16 protein-coding genes are annotated in these 13,132 nt (G+C 60.5%); 9 read left to right on the forward strand and 7 right to left on the reverse strand.

Features of this window, described 5'->3' with window-relative positions; genetic code table 11:
• Positions 1-6: 6 nt before the first annotated feature.
• From ACRANW_RS05545 to ACRANW_RS05555, 3 genes are all read right to left on the reverse strand, one after another.
• Positions 7-654 (reverse strand): hypothetical protein, encoded by a 648-nt coding sequence (locus ACRANW_RS05545; RefSeq protein WP_479433535.1) that lies wholly within the window; start codon positions 652-654, stop codon positions 7-9.
• A 61-nt stretch (positions 655-715) separates the two neighbouring features.
• Positions 716-1,776, reverse strand: a protein-coding gene (locus ACRANW_RS05550; RefSeq protein ID WP_479431320.1) for an IS630 family transposase whose coding sequence is annotated in 2 segments (ribosomal slippage) — positions 716-1,284 and positions 1,284-1,776 — 1,062 coding nt in all. Because the reading frame shifts where the segments join, the coding sequence is not laid out codon by codon here.
• Between the two features lie 283 nt (positions 1,777-2,059).
• Positions 2,060-2,194, reverse strand: a complete 135-nt coding sequence (locus ACRANW_RS05555; RefSeq protein WP_479433536.1) for a hypothetical protein — start codon at positions 2,192-2,194, stop codon at positions 2,060-2,062.
• 831 nt (positions 2,195-3,025) lie between these two features.
• Between ACRANW_RS05555 and ACRANW_RS05560 the strand changes: the two genes are divergently transcribed.
• Positions 3,026-3,814: an IS5 family transposase gene (locus ACRANW_RS05560; RefSeq protein WP_479433537.1), complete on the forward strand. Its 789-nt coding sequence runs from the start codon at positions 3,026-3,028 to the stop codon at positions 3,812-3,814.
• Positions 3,815-4,000: 186 nt separating this feature from the next.
• Positions 4,001-5,002, forward strand: a complete 1,002-nt coding sequence (locus tag ACRANW_RS05565) for a reverse transcriptase domain-containing protein (RefSeq protein WP_479433872.1) — start codon at positions 4,001-4,003, stop codon at positions 5,000-5,002.
• 5 nt (positions 5,003-5,007) lie between these two features.
• On the opposite strand, the gene ACRANW_RS05570 is transcribed toward ACRANW_RS05565, so the two are convergent.
• Both ACRANW_RS05570 and ACRANW_RS05575 read right to left on the reverse strand, forming a co-directional pair.
• On the reverse strand, positions 5,008-5,487 hold the full coding sequence (locus ACRANW_RS05570) for a YaiI/YqxD family protein (protein ID WP_479433538.1): 480 nt from the start codon (positions 5,485-5,487) through the stop codon (positions 5,008-5,010).
• 309 nt (positions 5,488-5,796) lie between these two features.
• Entirely contained in the window at positions 5,797-6,549 is a 753-nt protein-coding gene (locus ACRANW_RS05575) for a GGDEF domain-containing protein (RefSeq protein WP_479433539.1), read from the reverse strand.
• 264 nt (positions 6,550-6,813) lie between these two features.
• On the opposite strand from ACRANW_RS05575, the gene ACRANW_RS05580 reads away from it, so the two are divergent.
• The 3 genes from ACRANW_RS05580 (at position 6,814) to ACRANW_RS05590 (ending at position 7,776) form a co-directional block, all read left to right on the forward strand.
• Positions 6,814-7,023, forward strand: a complete 210-nt coding sequence (locus ACRANW_RS05580) for a cold-shock protein (protein ID WP_160760285.1) — start codon at positions 6,814-6,816, stop codon at positions 7,021-7,023.
• 84 nt (positions 7,024-7,107) lie between these two features.
• Positions 7,108-7,320 carry a hypothetical protein gene (locus ACRANW_RS05585; RefSeq protein WP_479433540.1) on the forward strand — a complete coding sequence of 71 codons (213 nt, stop codon included), beginning with the start codon at positions 7,108-7,110 and terminating at the stop codon, positions 7,318-7,320.
• A 90-nt stretch (positions 7,321-7,410) separates the two neighbouring features.
• Positions 7,411-7,776 carry an HPF/RaiA family ribosome-associated protein gene (locus tag ACRANW_RS05590; RefSeq protein ID WP_479433541.1) on the forward strand — a complete coding sequence of 122 codons (366 nt, stop codon included), beginning with the start codon at positions 7,411-7,413 and terminating at the stop codon, positions 7,774-7,776.
• A 44-nt stretch (positions 7,777-7,820) separates the two neighbouring features.
• On the opposite strand, the gene ACRANW_RS05595 is transcribed toward ACRANW_RS05590, so the two are convergent.
• Entirely contained in the window at positions 7,821-9,056 is a 1,236-nt protein-coding gene (locus tag ACRANW_RS05595) for an FAD-binding domain-containing protein (RefSeq protein ID WP_479433542.1), read from the reverse strand.
• Positions 9,057-9,252: 196 nt separating this feature from the next.
• Between ACRANW_RS05595 and ACRANW_RS05600 the strand changes: the two genes are divergently transcribed.
• Entirely contained in the window at positions 9,253-9,825 is a 573-nt protein-coding gene (locus ACRANW_RS05600; RefSeq protein WP_479433543.1) for a fasciclin domain-containing protein, read from the forward strand.
• Between the two features lie 127 nt (positions 9,826-9,952).
• Positions 9,953-10,393: a COG3650 family protein gene (locus tag ACRANW_RS05605; protein WP_479433544.1), complete on the forward strand. Its 441-nt coding sequence runs from the start codon at positions 9,953-9,955 to the stop codon at positions 10,391-10,393.
• 100 nt (positions 10,394-10,493) lie between these two features.
• On the opposite strand, the gene ACRANW_RS05610 is transcribed toward ACRANW_RS05605, so the two are convergent.
• Positions 10,494-11,996 carry a S41 family peptidase gene (locus tag ACRANW_RS05610; RefSeq protein WP_479433545.1) on the reverse strand — a complete coding sequence of 501 codons (1,503 nt, stop codon included), beginning with the start codon at positions 11,994-11,996 and terminating at the stop codon, positions 10,494-10,496.
• A gap of 224 nt (positions 11,997-12,220) precedes the next feature.
• On the opposite strand from ACRANW_RS05610, the gene ACRANW_RS05615 reads away from it, so the two are divergent.
• Positions 12,221-12,823, forward strand: coding sequence for a YbhB/YbcL family Raf kinase inhibitor-like protein (locus ACRANW_RS05615; protein WP_479433546.1), 603 nt, complete (start codon positions 12,221-12,223; stop codon positions 12,821-12,823).
• Between the two features lie 27 nt (positions 12,824-12,850).
• Positions 12,851-13,102: an SWIB/MDM2 domain-containing protein gene (locus tag ACRANW_RS05620; protein ID WP_479433547.1), complete on the forward strand. Its 252-nt coding sequence runs from the start codon at positions 12,851-12,853 to the stop codon at positions 13,100-13,102.
• Positions 13,103-13,132 lie beyond the last annotated feature (30 nt).

Raw genomic sequence — 13,132 nt, forward strand, 5'->3', positions numbered from 1 at the left:
GCGCTTCTACCACCCCCACGGCGCGGGCGGCGGCGTCACGGGCTGGGTCAGATCGAACGCCACCCGGAACAAGCGCCCTTCGCGGCTGAGCTGATAGGCATAGGTGGTCGCATCCACCTCCACCCGCCACACATTGGTGACCGACGCAGTCAGGCCATTGTCGCGGAACAGCGCGATGCTTTCCGCATCCACCGGAAAGTCCTGCGCGCCCGCGCTGCCGCTGCCCGCCGTATCCCCGCCATACATCGTGACCACATCGGCGGAGCCATCCGCATGGCGATGATCGTGCTTGAGCGTCAGGCCGGTACCGTTGCGGGTAATCAGCCAGGTGCGTGACCGGTCCCACGTGCCATCGGTGTTCTGGACATGGAACGGGATCGCCATGCGGGTGGGCGAACATGTCCGGAAATGCACCACCATCGCGCGGCCCGCCATATCGGCATCGGCAGCATCGCTGGAGACAAGGCGGCCCGCATAGGCCTTGCCACAATGGCGGGCGAGCGTGGCCATGAACGCCCCTTGCGCGTCGGTGATGGCCGAAGCGTCGGCCGAAGCGCGCTCGCTTGACGTGGGCGAAACGCAAGCCCCCAGCGCCAGCAGCGCAAGCACGGCAGCGGAACGAAGCGAAGCGCGGAGCGTGACGGAATGTCTCATGCCACCACCGTGACGACAGCGCGCACAAAACGCAAACGGGGCTAATACCAAGTCCCATTGATCAGAACCCATGCGCCCATTGGCGCATGCCGATGGACATGATGCGCCAGGGCTGATCGACGAGCTTGTTCCAAGCGAAGCAGCAATGGTCGACGATGTCGTCGTAGGATGAGAAGATGCGGTTGGAGAGCCAGTTGTCGCGCATGAACTGCCAGACGTTTTCGACGGGGTTGAGCTCCGGGCACCTGGGCGGCAGCGGCATGAGAGTGATGTTGGCGGGCACGACCAGTTCCGCCGAGCCATGCCATCCGGCCTGATCGAGGATCAAGACGGCATGCGCCCCCGGCGCGACGTGGAAGGCGATCTCTTCGAGGTGCATGCTCATGGCCTCGCTGTTGCAACGGGGCATGACGATGCCAGCACCCTTGCCCTCGGCGGGACAGATGGCCCCGAAGATCCAGGCTGAGGCCCGGCGCTGGTCTTTGGGCGCACAGGGCCGGGTTCCGCGCTTGGCCCAGCGGCGGGTGAGCTTGGTCTGTTGGCCTATGCGCGCCTCATCTTGCCACCACAGTTCTATCGCGGTGCCGTGCGGCAAGGATAGTCGGATTTTTGCCAACTGGCCTGCGAAGTTTTTTTAAAATCGGCAATGTCATCCGCTTTCTGGCCACGATGACGAGGGCGGGCCGAGAGCTTGCGGAAGCCCAGCGCGCGCATCTCACGGCTCAGCGTCTGTTTGGTAATCGACAGGCCAAACTCATCCCACACCCACTGCGCCAGATCGATGAGACGCCAGCGGACAACCCCGTGCGCCGCAGGAATCGGGCCTGCTTCAACTTGCTGCGCAAGAGCGCGGCGCTGCTCATCGCTCAGAATCGAGACTTTGCCGGGGGCCTTGCGTGACATCAGCCCGTCCGGGCCATCAGCATTGAAGCGGATCACCCAATCCCGCACGACCTGCAGCGTCACGCCAGCCGCTTTGGCCGCTTCGCTCCGGCTGCTGCCGTCCAGGATCAAGCCCAACGCCAACAACCGCCGTACCTGATCCGGATCGTCACATCGTCGGGAAAATCGGCTCAAATCCCGCGAAGTGAAATCTGATCGAACACCAATCGCCGTCGCCATCGCAAGCCTCCTCGTGCTTGCTCCGGTGAATCAGAAAATCAGCGCCTTGGAAATCCCCCATGAGTCAGCCTCATCGGGATTTGGTATAAATCGAAACGCCGGTACAATCCTCTCCTGCAACAGGAGGGGCGCCCTTAACTCCCCTCCCCGGCGGGGAGGGGCAGGGGGTGGGGGCTCAACGGTGACGAGGCAACGCGACAGAGCAACTGTCGCAAACCCATCCCCAACCCGTTGACGCAGCGCGTCAGCTTCGCTTCCCCCCGAGGGAAGGGGCTGAAACCCCTCAACTGTTCTTCATGTTCTCCAGGCCCTTGATCCCGCCGGCCTTGAGGCTGGGCTGGCTGGCGTTGGTCTTGGGGCCCTTGTCCGCCTTGGGCTTGCGGGCTTCCTTGGATTTCTTCTGTTGACCCTTGGCCATGGGATGCTCCTGTCAGGTGGGTTGATTAGAGCGAGGGGTGCGCCTGATGGGGGGAGGTGTCAATGTGGGTTCATTCACGACCAATTGAGCCAGACCCCTTGAAAGTCGCTCAAAAGCTCGCATAGTTGACTAGGCAGACGACTCCTTATGGGTTGGCCTGTGGATGCGGTTCACCCGTTCCAATAGTCAGGTTCAGGACACGGCGCGACGCGGTCTTGTGGCCGTAAGCCGGGTGCTGGGGCACATGGCAAATACCGACACTCCGCTTGCGGAAGGTCGGAGTCAGACTGATGAAAGGGAACGACACATGCCTCGCTTTACCACCAGAACCGGCGAGGTTCGGAGCCAATTCCATGAGGGGCCTTCTCGAGGGAAGCCGAATCTTCCGGCGCACAATGCCGGATCGCCAAGGGCCACCGCGCCCAGTCAGGGCACCGTTCTTGGTTTGTTCCAAAGCGTCCTTGTCTTCGCGGTGGCCTTGATGCTATGGTGTGCTCTGACTCTGGCGGCGGATTTCGCTGAGAGTCAGGTTCAGGACACGGCGCGACGCGGTCTTGTGGCCGTAAGCCGGGTGCTGGGGCACATGGCAAATACCGACACTCCGCTTGCTGAAGGTCGGCTCCTGGTGAACCGCCGGTCTGGGTAATTTAGGTGAAGCTGGCGGCAGCTAAGCGAAGAAATACTCTTAATCGGGTTTTTGATGCGTCTAAGAGCCCGATCCGAAAGTTGTTGAGCAATACCAGCCATATGTGATTCAGCCGTCTGTGCGAGCAGATGGAGTGGCACATGACATGGACTGGTATTGCCCGTTGAGAACATAGCCGGGATGGGTTGCGGTATCCAAGCGATTTGACGGAGCGAGAATGGGCGCTGACGGCGCCGTTCATTCCGCCCGCCAAAACCGGGGGCCGACGACGCAGCACCGACATGCGCGAGGTGTTGAACGCGCTGCTGTACATCGGCTCGGGTGGTTGTGCTTGGCGGATGCTGCCCAAATGTTTCCCGCCGGTGTCGACCGTGCAGCGCTATTTTTACGCATGGCGTGACAACGGATTGTTCGCCAGCATCAACACGGTGCTGGTGATGAACCTGCGCGAGGTCGAGGGACGCGAAGCCTCGCCGAGCGCTGGCGTGATCGACAGCCAGAGCGTCAAAACCACGGAAAGCGGCGGGGTTTGCGGCTATGACGCAGGCAAGAAGGTCAAGGGCCGAAAGCGCCATATCGTCACCGACACCTGCGGCTATCTGATCTTCATTCTCGTCCACGCCGCCGATATTCAGGACCGCGATGGCGCCGTCGATGTGCTCAAGGCGATCAGATATCGCTTCCCTTGGCTGCGCCACGTGTTCGCCGATGGCGGCTATGCTGGCGACAAGCTTCGGGACGCCCTCAGGGGGCATGGAGACTGGACGCTGGAAATCATCAAGCGGTCCGACACCGCCAAAGGCTTCGTCCTGTTGCCCCGCCGCTGGGTCGTCGAACGCACCTTCGCCTGGCTAGGCAGATGTCGCCGATTGGCCAAAGACTGGGAAACATCCATCGCCTCGTCAACCGCTTGGGCGCACATCGCCAGCATCCGTATGCTCACACGCAGAACCGCAAGATACTGCTACGCATGACAAACTTTTGAATCGGGCTCTAAACTCCACGAAGTTTGGAGCGCGGAGCGGAGTCGATTTCTTTCGAGTTGCTATGGCTTAGATCGAATATCTGGCAAGCAGTACGGTGCCGAACGCGCTTGGCGCATTCCTTCTATTAAAGAGCGGCGTCTGAATGGCGGGTTCCTGCCCCATTCTCTGCTTGCAATTGCTAGGCCGAAGAAAGACCGAGGGTATCGCATCATTTGCGTCCCAACCGTTGAAGATCGGATCATACAGTTTTCGATACTCTTTGAGATTCGGGAAAAGTTGAAGCATAGGGGTCTCTTAAATGAGATAAGTTACGGACTAACTGCACATTCAGCGCGTACTGTCCAAGATGCTCGGCTAAGAGCATCCCATCTAAGGGAATCGGGAAAATTCGTTTATAAAACGGACATTCAAAAGTTCTTTGATAGAATCCCGAGAGAGATACTACACAGAGATTTGCGGCGAGTGGTGGCAGATCGCTCACTTCATTCCGTTTTGGACGCTTTCGTCAACGTCGAGATAGGCGATGGATTCGCCCCTAACTGGCAGCAAATCGTTCAGGCCGCTGGCATTAAGGTTGGTGAGGGCGTGCGACAGGGGATGCCATTGTCGCCTTATTTCGCAGGGATCATTCTGCGAGATTTAGACAGAGATTTAGAAAAGCGCAGACTACCGGTAATCAGGTATGTCGACGATATCATTGGTTTTTTTAGATCTCAAGCTGAGTGCGAAAGCTTTGACAAATATCTACGTGAAAAGCTTTCTGAATTGCATTTAACCTTGGGATTGATAGGGGCTCCGAGATCGAAGACCTTGATATATACTCCTCAACAGCCTGCAGATTTCCTTGGAATGGAAATGAAATTTGACAAAAATGGCCGTTGCTTACTGAGTGTAAGTGAAAAGACTATTCAAGGCGTCGAGTCAAACTTGGCAGCAATGTGTGACATAGACAACTTGTTGCAGAAAAATATCACACTTCCCTTCCTTGGTGCGAGAATTGCAGAAATGAAGCGCGGATATATTGCGGCTTATCATGGGGCTGAAAACTTATCTCATTTGAAGCAGAGAATTGCAGGCGTCTCTGATCCGATTGTCGAGAACGTTCTTGAAGAAATATTTGGCGTTGCAATCAAAAAATTGACAGGCAAGCGGAAGAAGTTTTTAGGGATCGATTGATCCAATTACCGCGCCAACCCCACCAGCACCCGATCCAGCGCCTGCAGGAACCGTGATCGGTCCGCCTTGCTGAATGGTGCAGGGCCGCCTCCCGCTGACCCTGTGGGTCCGTCCATCCCGGCACGCAGGTCGGCCATGATGGCGCGGGTGGCGATGGCGCCGCCGATGCTGGCGGCGGTGTATTCGTCACCATTGTGTTTCAGCACCCGCGCCCCCGCTTTCAGGCAGCGGTCGGCCAGCAGGATGTCGCCGGTGATGACCACGCAGGTGTTGGCGGGCAGGGCTGCGGCGGCGTCCGCGATCCAGTCGTCCGCGGCGTCAAAGCTGTCGCTCACCACCACGCGGCTGACCCGTGGGCTATCGGGGATGCGGAACGGCGAATTGCTGACCACGCGCACTTCGGCCCGGAACCGTTCGGCCACGCGATAGATCTCGTCCTTGACCGGGCAGGCATCGGCGTCGATCAGGATGGTGAGGGGGGCCATGCCCTCTGTTTAGCCGTGCAGACCCTTCGCAGTAAATGGGCCTCGCGGTAAATGGGGCCTCGCGGTAAATGGGGCCTTGCGGTAAATAGGGCGGCGCGCTTTCCTACGCGCCCGGCCCGCGCCAATCAGGTCCGCTGCCGCACAGGCGCTGGCGCGACACGCTGGGGATTGTTTTCAGGCGTGAAACATTCAAAGCTTCGCAATTTCAGGGGGGATAGCCGATAAACACCGCGCTCCAGCCCCGCGCCAGGCTCCGCTAGACCCGGGTTAGGTCGCGCTAGACCCCCTCTTGGCCCCGCTAGACCCCCTCTAGGCCGCGCGTTCGGTGCGGTTGCGGCCCGCTTGCTTGGCGGCATAAAGCGCGGTGTCGGCGCGGGTGATCAGCCGGTCGATCGCTTCAGCCCCGCGCCGCTCGGCCAGACCGAAACTGGCGGTGAGGCCCTGGGGACCGGCGGCGGTGATCAGCGGCGTATCGGCCACCGCAGCGCGCAAGGCTTCGATCCGGGCGGCGAAGGTGGCAAAATCGCAGGCCTGCGCGGCGATCAGGAACTCCTCCCCCCCGATCCGCGCCACCAGCCAATCGGCGGGCAGCAGGTTGCGGAGCATGGCGGCAAAATGGATCAGGCTCGCATCCCCGCCGTCATGGCCGAGCCGGTCGTTGACGCGCTTGAAATCGTCGATGTCGGCAATGGCCAGCGCAATGCCGCCCTCCGGCAGGTGCGCCCCCCAAGCGTCAAGCTGCGCCATCGCCGCGCGGCGGTTGGCAAGGGCAGTGAGCGCATCCTGCAAGGCCAGCAGCTCAAGCTCGCGGCGGGACGCATCGAGCCGCAGGGTCAGCGCGGCGATCCACCCAAAGGCAAGGCTCGCCACGATCAGCGGGATCAGCACCGCGACCAGCATGGTGCCGGCATAATCGACATCGCCCAACCAGACGAAGGCGAGATGGGCAAAAGAGGTTGAGGCCAGCACTGATCCGCCAACCACGATCAGCCCGGTGCGCCCTAGCTGCAAGCGCAGGGCGGAATCAGCGCGCGCGGCGCAAAAGGAGGGGCGCGGTGCCATGGCTGTCGCAGCATAATAGCGACCTCTGGCGAATGTCTTAACGGCGCGGGCAGAAGCAGTGATTAGGTAATCCGGGCAAAGCGTGCTACATGATCCCCGCTGACGTCGAAATTTGCGACGGACTTCGAAATTTGCGCTCCGCCGCTTGGCCTCACGGCCCCCGGCGTTAACCAGACGACGACTTCCTTTCATCGGACGATACGACGCACTAACCCTGCTGCGCGTTGCGGCGGGGCACTACAATGTTCTTGAAAGGAACACGTTATGAGCAAGACCGGAACCGTAAAGTTCTTCAACACCGACAAGGGCTATGGCTTCATCCAGCCTGACGACGGTTCGTCGGACAGCTTCGTCCACATCACGGCCGTTCAGGCTGCTGGTATGCACAGCCTCGAAAAGGATCAGCGTTTGAGCTTCGATCTCGAGCGCGGACGCAACGGCAAGGAAAGCGCCGTTAACTTGGCAGCTGCCTAAATAATACCGGCGGGGCGGGGCGCTTACCAGCGTCCCGCCAGCCACCTGGTCCCCAGCGACTCCCTCTCAATGCAGGATACACCGATGGCCCAGACTTACGAATTCTACAACGAACGCGCTGATGAAGCCGCGACGCTGGCCGATAAAGCAACGCTCGATAACGTGCGTGATCGCGAATTGCGCTCGGAAAAGACCTGGCGCGGCCTCGCCGAGCAGGCGCGCAAGACCGCTGAAGAGCGCGTGAAGGCTGACATCGTTCGCGCTGAAAAGCGGGCGAGCGATCAACTCCTGTCTTGAACGTTTCGCCGGATTTCGCTGGATTGGTGAAACGCGGCGGACCACACTCTTCTTGAGCAACCGGATACTGGTGCCAAAGGAGAGATATTCATGAGCACACCCATGAGCAATGTGCAATTCCAGTTCAACACCGATAGTTCGGTGATGGGTACGCAAGAGGTCGCCCAGCGGATCGAAGCGCAGGTGCGCAAGCGGCTGGAGCGCTTTTCTGCGCGATTGACCCGGATTGAAGTGCACGTGTCGGACGTGAATGGCCGCAAGCATGGTGCGGATGACAAGCATTGTACAATTGAGGCGCGGCCGCGCGGCAGCCGCCCGATAGGCGTAACCGGCAAAGCGTCCGACGTCGATGCCGCGGCCCGGATCGCTGCCAACACCATGGCCGAACGGCTTGAGCGGGTGCTCGGCAAGGCTGAGCGCCACCGCCATGATGCGTCCCCACACAAGCTTCTCTGATCTAGGCGTTCAGGCCGCACGCAACCGTAGAGCGCGTTACCGCCTCACTTGTGCCCGGTTATAGCACATTCTCCCAAAACGCCCTCGATGGCCTTGGCAACGCCAAAGAACCCAGCTTTGGCGAGAGGCCATGTTGCGCGATCAAGATCGGACAGAATGGTGACAACCCGGCCCTGCGCTGCAAGATCGGCCAAATCTGGCCACAGCGCGTCACGCGTCCAGCCTGTTGGCAGATATGGAACGGCGATCCGGGTAACACCGGCATCAGCCATCAGTGGGGCAAGCGACGTGCCACTGCGCCATTCGCTCGTCGGGCAACCATAGGCCGCGGCTGCGTCGGCCATGCCATGGGCAACGGCCCCTTCGGCGAAATTGTGGGCCAAACCGCCGACCGAGCCCGTCGAGCGGGCTGAGGGTCGCGCTGCACCAATGACAAGCGACGGTGCGGATGGCAGGGCGAGCGGGATATGGTGGGCCGCCTCGTCATGCAGCAGCAGCGCAAACGGCCCGACCAGATGGTCCGCACGGACAGGACCGGGCAAATCAAGCTTTTGCCGGCCATATTCTTTCGCTTCAGACAAAGGCTCGGCATCGCCTGCCAGCCCCTTCGCCGCCAAGGCTCCGCCTGGCCGACCGGACGTGTAGCGGGCGATATTGTCGGCTCGGGCAAGATAGTTCTTCCCCTTGGTGTGCAGCCCCGCAACCCAACGCCACGACAGCGTGTTCGACGCCGCGTCGCCATCCATAAGGTGCCGCAGGAAGAAATCCGCGCCCAGCCGCCAATCAAGCTTCAGGGTGAAGATCCAGATGCTCGCGAACCACATGCGGGCATGGTTGTGGAGATAGCCTGTGTCCTGCAGCTCTTGCGCCCAAACATCGAAGGCCTCGATCCCGGTGCGGCCTTCGGTTGCTTCGGCATAGGCTTTTTGCAGACCGGCGTTGCGTGCAAGCGCGGCCAGCGCATCATCACGTCCGGCCCGATAATCGTCCCAGATCGCGGGGCGCTGTTCCAGATAGCCCTTGAAATAAATGCGCCAGAATACTTCGGCGATGAACTTTTCGGCTGTTCGCGGGGTGTGCTGGGCGAGCACCGCTTCTAGCACATCGGTTTCGCTCAGCACGCCGGCATGAAGCCAGGGTGAAAGTTCGCTGACATTTGCACGCCCAGCAGGCGCCGGACCGCCATCGGCATTGCGAGTGTCGGCATAGCGGCGTCCTGCGGAGGGAAGAAACTGTGCGAGGCGTTCAAGCGCAGCAGCGCGAGTGGTTTTTGCGTTCATAAAAAGGCGAACCCGCTGAACCGGTCATAGTTCCAGACGAATGGAGGCCTAAAAATAAAACGGCCGGAACATCCAACCGTCAAAACCATTCGTTCTTGTATGAGTGCGCGCCGCCTTGGCGATACGCGCGCTCGCCTCGGATCTATACGCATCCGGGGAATCCCTGGCCTTTCGGGCCTACATCAAGGAATACCCTATGAAGATCATCAATGTCATGCTCACTTCGGTTGCTGGGATCGCTCTGGTGGCATGCGCCGCCGAAACCCCGGCTGAAGACACAACCACCGCAGACACCACCGCCGTCGCTGACGATGCCACCGCTGCTGGCACGCTTGTTGAAGTGGCTCAGGGCAACGCCGATTTCTCGACGCTGGTGACCGCCGTGACGGCCGCTGAACTGGGCGAAACGCTTTCGGGCGCCGGTCCGTTCACCGTGTTCGCGCCGACCAACGCGGCCTTTGAAAAGCTGCCCGCCGGCACCGTGGAAAAGCTGACCACTGAAGACAAGGAAACGCTCAAGTCGATCCTGACCTACCATGTGGTCGAAGGTTCGGTTGATGCCGCAACGCTGACCACTGCCATCACCGAAGCAGGCGAAGCCGGTTATGTCGTCAAGACTGTCAACGGCGGTGATCTGACCGCCACGATCGTCGACGGCGGCGTGGTGCTGACCGATGCGGCTGGCAACGCCTCGAAGGTCACCGCGACCGACGTGGCAGCCTCCAACGGTCTGATCCACGTGATCGACACCGTTTTGATGCCGATGTAAGCTTCGGGCTTCACAAGAGGCCTGAACAAGGGCGGGCGCCGCGAAAGCGGGACCCGCCTTTTGTTTTTGTAGCCCTTTGCCATCGCCCCGAACGGCGCTTAAACTTCGCAGACAAAGGAGCCGCGCCATGACAATGAACAAACGCCCTACTGCCATATCCCTGTTGATTGCCGCCAGTCTGACGGCGGCCTGCAGTCAGGCTGGCGAAGGGATCGACCCGCAAGGCAAAACCTTCGATGATGTCGCCGCCGACGAGGTTATCACGCTCACCGGGACCGAGCCGTTCTGGAGTCTTGTGATTGAAGACGAGGAAGGCGTCTGGACCACACCTGAAAATCCGTCTGGCACTCCGTTTGCGATCACGCGCTTTGCTGGCAACAATGGGCTCGGCTTTTCTGGTGCGCTTGATGGCCAGAACGTTACCGCCACACTCACCCCCGGCGAATGCAGCGACGGGATGAGTGACCGGCGGTTCCCTTACGTGGCCACGCTCGCCATGGGTGCAGCGACCTTGGAAGGCTGCGCCTACACTACGCAGCAGCCTTTCACCGGCGGCGAAGCGCCTTAAGCGGAATTAGGCAAGCGCTCGCATCCCCGGAGGCCAGGCCGATATGCACAATGGGAAGTATGGGTGTGAAATCTCGTAAGGTGATCTACTCTCAAAGACGTTAGAACAGGCCGGGAATGTCCTGCTGTGCGCGGTTCGGCTGGTCTGGCTGTAGCATCCGCCGCGCTGGTATTCGTGCCGTGCCGCTACCGCTCTGGCTGAAATCCGCTCCGCTTTGCGTAGCTACAGCCGATGTAGGGAACGCCGAGCATGAGCGTCCCGCCAGAAAATCGAGCGCTACAGCCGTCGAAGCTTCACGCGGGTCGCCAAAGGGACGGGTCACGTCATCACCGGCGCGGCAGGTATTGGGAACGAATGGCCCCAATCCGAAGAAGTAATCGCCCTGTCCCGCAGCATTCACGGTTTGGAACGTCACAGCGCGCACCCGCAGATCGCAGGCGGCCAGATCGAAGGCAAATTGTCCGACCGGTTTGCCCGAAGTGTCCGAGCCGATCAGCGCGATGTTGTTGCCAAGATACGGCAGCATCGCGTTAATGACCAACTCGCTCGCCGAAGCGCTCGCCTCGGTCGTGATGAAGGCAATGCGCGTTGGGGCGATGGCATTAACTTCGCTGCGGAAATCGCGCTGCCTGTTTTCCGATGCGCGCGAAGGTCGAAGGACGGTTCGGCTGAACACCTGGCCGACGCGGCCCTGCCCCATCAGATCCCCCATCGTCTCGGCCACGGACACAAGCCCGCCGCCGTTGTAACGCAGATCAATAATCAGATCGGTCACACCTTGCGCGCCAAACTGTCCGTAAGCTTCCCGCAGCTGGTCTGCCGCGTCCGCGACGATGAAGGTCCGCAGGTTGAGATAGCCGACCCGCCGTCCGCCGTCATTGAGGATCAGCGTGCCATAGCGGTTGGAAATCGGGTCGAGCGAGAAGTCGTTCTTGACGACGCTGCTTTCAATCGCGGCGCCGCCTGGCTGCACAAATCGCAGCACCCGCGTAACACCGGCGTCCGATGGCCCGAGCGCATTGATCACCGCCTGCGTTCCGCCACCTGCGATAAGGCTCGAAACGGTCTGCAGATTGGCGCTGGTGGTGCCGATCGCCGTGATCTCGCTCCCTCGGTCGAGACCGGCAGCAAACCCTGGCGCACCTTCGTAAGCTTCGGCCACAAACAGGCGTCTCGCCACGTTATCGAACGAAAGCCGTATGCCGAAACCGGCGCTGGAGCCTGAATTAACCAGCGCGTTTTCTTCGACAATCGAAGTGGCGAAGGTGAAGCCCTGATCGCGGCCCTGCGCACGGGCGGGGGCGACGCGGGCATTCAGAAAGGATTGGACAGAGTTGAAGCTTGCAGGATCGGCTGGAGCGAGCAGATCTGGAAACAGGTACCAATCGTTCAGCACGGCATTCGCAAAGTCCTGCTGCGCACGCAGCGCGCACGCGGTTGAGGGCGGCGTCGGTGTTGGTGTGGGTGTCGGTGTGGGGCTTCCGCCTCCGCCGGTTGCCGGGGGAGTTGGTGAAGAGCCGCCGCCACCGCAGGCCACCAGGCTGACAGACACGAGAAGGCTCAAAGCAGTGCGACCAAGGTTCATGAATCTGTGCAACTCCATGGGGGGATGGCGTGGCCGGAGAGTAGGGGGCTACGTCATAGGGATGCAATGGCGAGGGGTTGAGAGCAAGAACGGCACCGCGAAAAAGATCCAAAACGCATAAAAGCGTGACCTTTTTGTCTGCATTTGCAGGGTTTTCCTCAGAAAGTGCCGAAAATTGGCGCGCCAAGTCTCGTATCGCGCCCCCGAACGGACTAGCACAACAGCAAGGAACCAACAGAATCATGACTGAATTTCCCGCCTGGCTTGCACCCCACGTGCCCGTACCTGCCCGTCACCCCGGACTCGCGATTGCAAAGCTGGGTTCGGCGCAGGCTTTTGCACGCGGGGGTTTCGCGCTTACCAGTCCCGCCTTTGCCGCCGGTGAAGCATTGGATCCAAGCTTTACCGCGACCGAAGAAGATGCTGTCGCCCCGCCGCTGGAATGGAGCGCGCCGCCCCCCGGTTCGCAGGAACTGGTGCTGGTGGTGGAAGACGCGTCCGGGACGCTGGGCAAGGATGGTGCCGAGCCGGCCTGCCATTGGCTTGTGTGGGGTCTGGCCGGTCAGCGTGGCAAGCTGCTGGAAGGTGAAGTGCCGCCTCGCACGGGCAAGAACGCTGTCGGCAATTCCGAATGGCTGCTACCCGATCCGCCCCAGGGTGAGACGCGCCATTATCTGTTTCAACTGTTCGCGACCGATCTGCCGCTGGCGCTAATGCCCGGCGCGGGACGAGCGGAACTGCTCGCATCATTGCAAGGGACCGTTACGGCCTGCGCAGTGCTTCACGCCACCTTTACAGGTGGCGCAAATGATGATGCGGGTTGGGAAGACGATGTTCTCGAATAACCTGCCACTTACATAAGGGAGTAGATGATGGCTGGCACGACCAACGCATTGCAGAAGCCGGTGACGCTTTCGGGGGATCTCGAAGCGGTGATTGGCAAGGGTCCGATGACCCGCGCTCAGGTGACCTCAAAGGTGTGGGAATACATCAAGGGGAACAACCTGCAGGATACCAAGGACAAGCGTCAGATCAATCCGGATGACAAGCTTGGCGCGGTGATCGGCAAAGAGCAGATCTCGATGTTCAAGATGACCGCAGCGGTCTCTAAGCATCTCACGTAACGCCATCGGGCGCTCGTGCAGCGCCCGGCG

The organism is Erythrobacter sp. 'gip.4 top 5', from assembly GCF_056495765.1.

Coding starts and splice junctions, on each gene's coding strand:
- ACRANW_RS05545 (WP_479433535.1), bottom strand. CDS start 654: ATGAGACATTCCGTCACGCTCCGCGCTTCGCTTCGTTCCGCTGCCGTG.
- ACRANW_RS05555 (WP_479433536.1), bottom strand. CDS start 2,194: ATGGCCAAGGGTCAACAGAAGAAATCCAAGGAAGCCCGCAAGCCCAAG.
- ACRANW_RS05570 (WP_479433538.1), bottom strand. CDS start 5,487: ATGGCCCCCCTCACCATCCTGATCGACGCCGATGCCTGCCCGGTCAAG.
- ACRANW_RS05575 (WP_479433539.1), bottom strand. CDS start 6,549: ATGGCACCGCGCCCCTCCTTTTGCGCCGCGCGCGCTGATTCCGCCCTG.
- ACRANW_RS05580 (WP_160760285.1), top strand. CDS start 6,814: ATGAGCAAGACCGGAACCGTAAAGTTCTTCAACACCGACAAGGGCTAT.
- ACRANW_RS05585 (WP_479433540.1), top strand. CDS start 7,108: ATGGCCCAGACTTACGAATTCTACAACGAACGCGCTGATGAAGCCGCG.
- ACRANW_RS05590 (WP_479433541.1), top strand. CDS start 7,411: ATGAGCACACCCATGAGCAATGTGCAATTCCAGTTCAACACCGATAGT.
- ACRANW_RS05595 (WP_479433542.1), bottom strand. CDS start 9,056: ATGAACGCAAAAACCACTCGCGCTGCTGCGCTTGAACGCCTCGCACAG.
- ACRANW_RS05600 (WP_479433543.1), top strand. CDS start 9,253: ATGAAGATCATCAATGTCATGCTCACTTCGGTTGCTGGGATCGCTCTG.
- ACRANW_RS05605 (WP_479433544.1), top strand. CDS start 9,953: ATGACAATGAACAAACGCCCTACTGCCATATCCCTGTTGATTGCCGCC.
- ACRANW_RS05610 (WP_479433545.1), bottom strand. CDS start 11,996: ATGGAGTTGCACAGATTCATGAACCTTGGTCGCACTGCTTTGAGCCTT.
- ACRANW_RS05615 (WP_479433546.1), top strand. CDS start 12,221: ATGACTGAATTTCCCGCCTGGCTTGCACCCCACGTGCCCGTACCTGCC.
- ACRANW_RS05620 (WP_479433547.1), top strand. CDS start 12,851: ATGGCTGGCACGACCAACGCATTGCAGAAGCCGGTGACGCTTTCGGGG.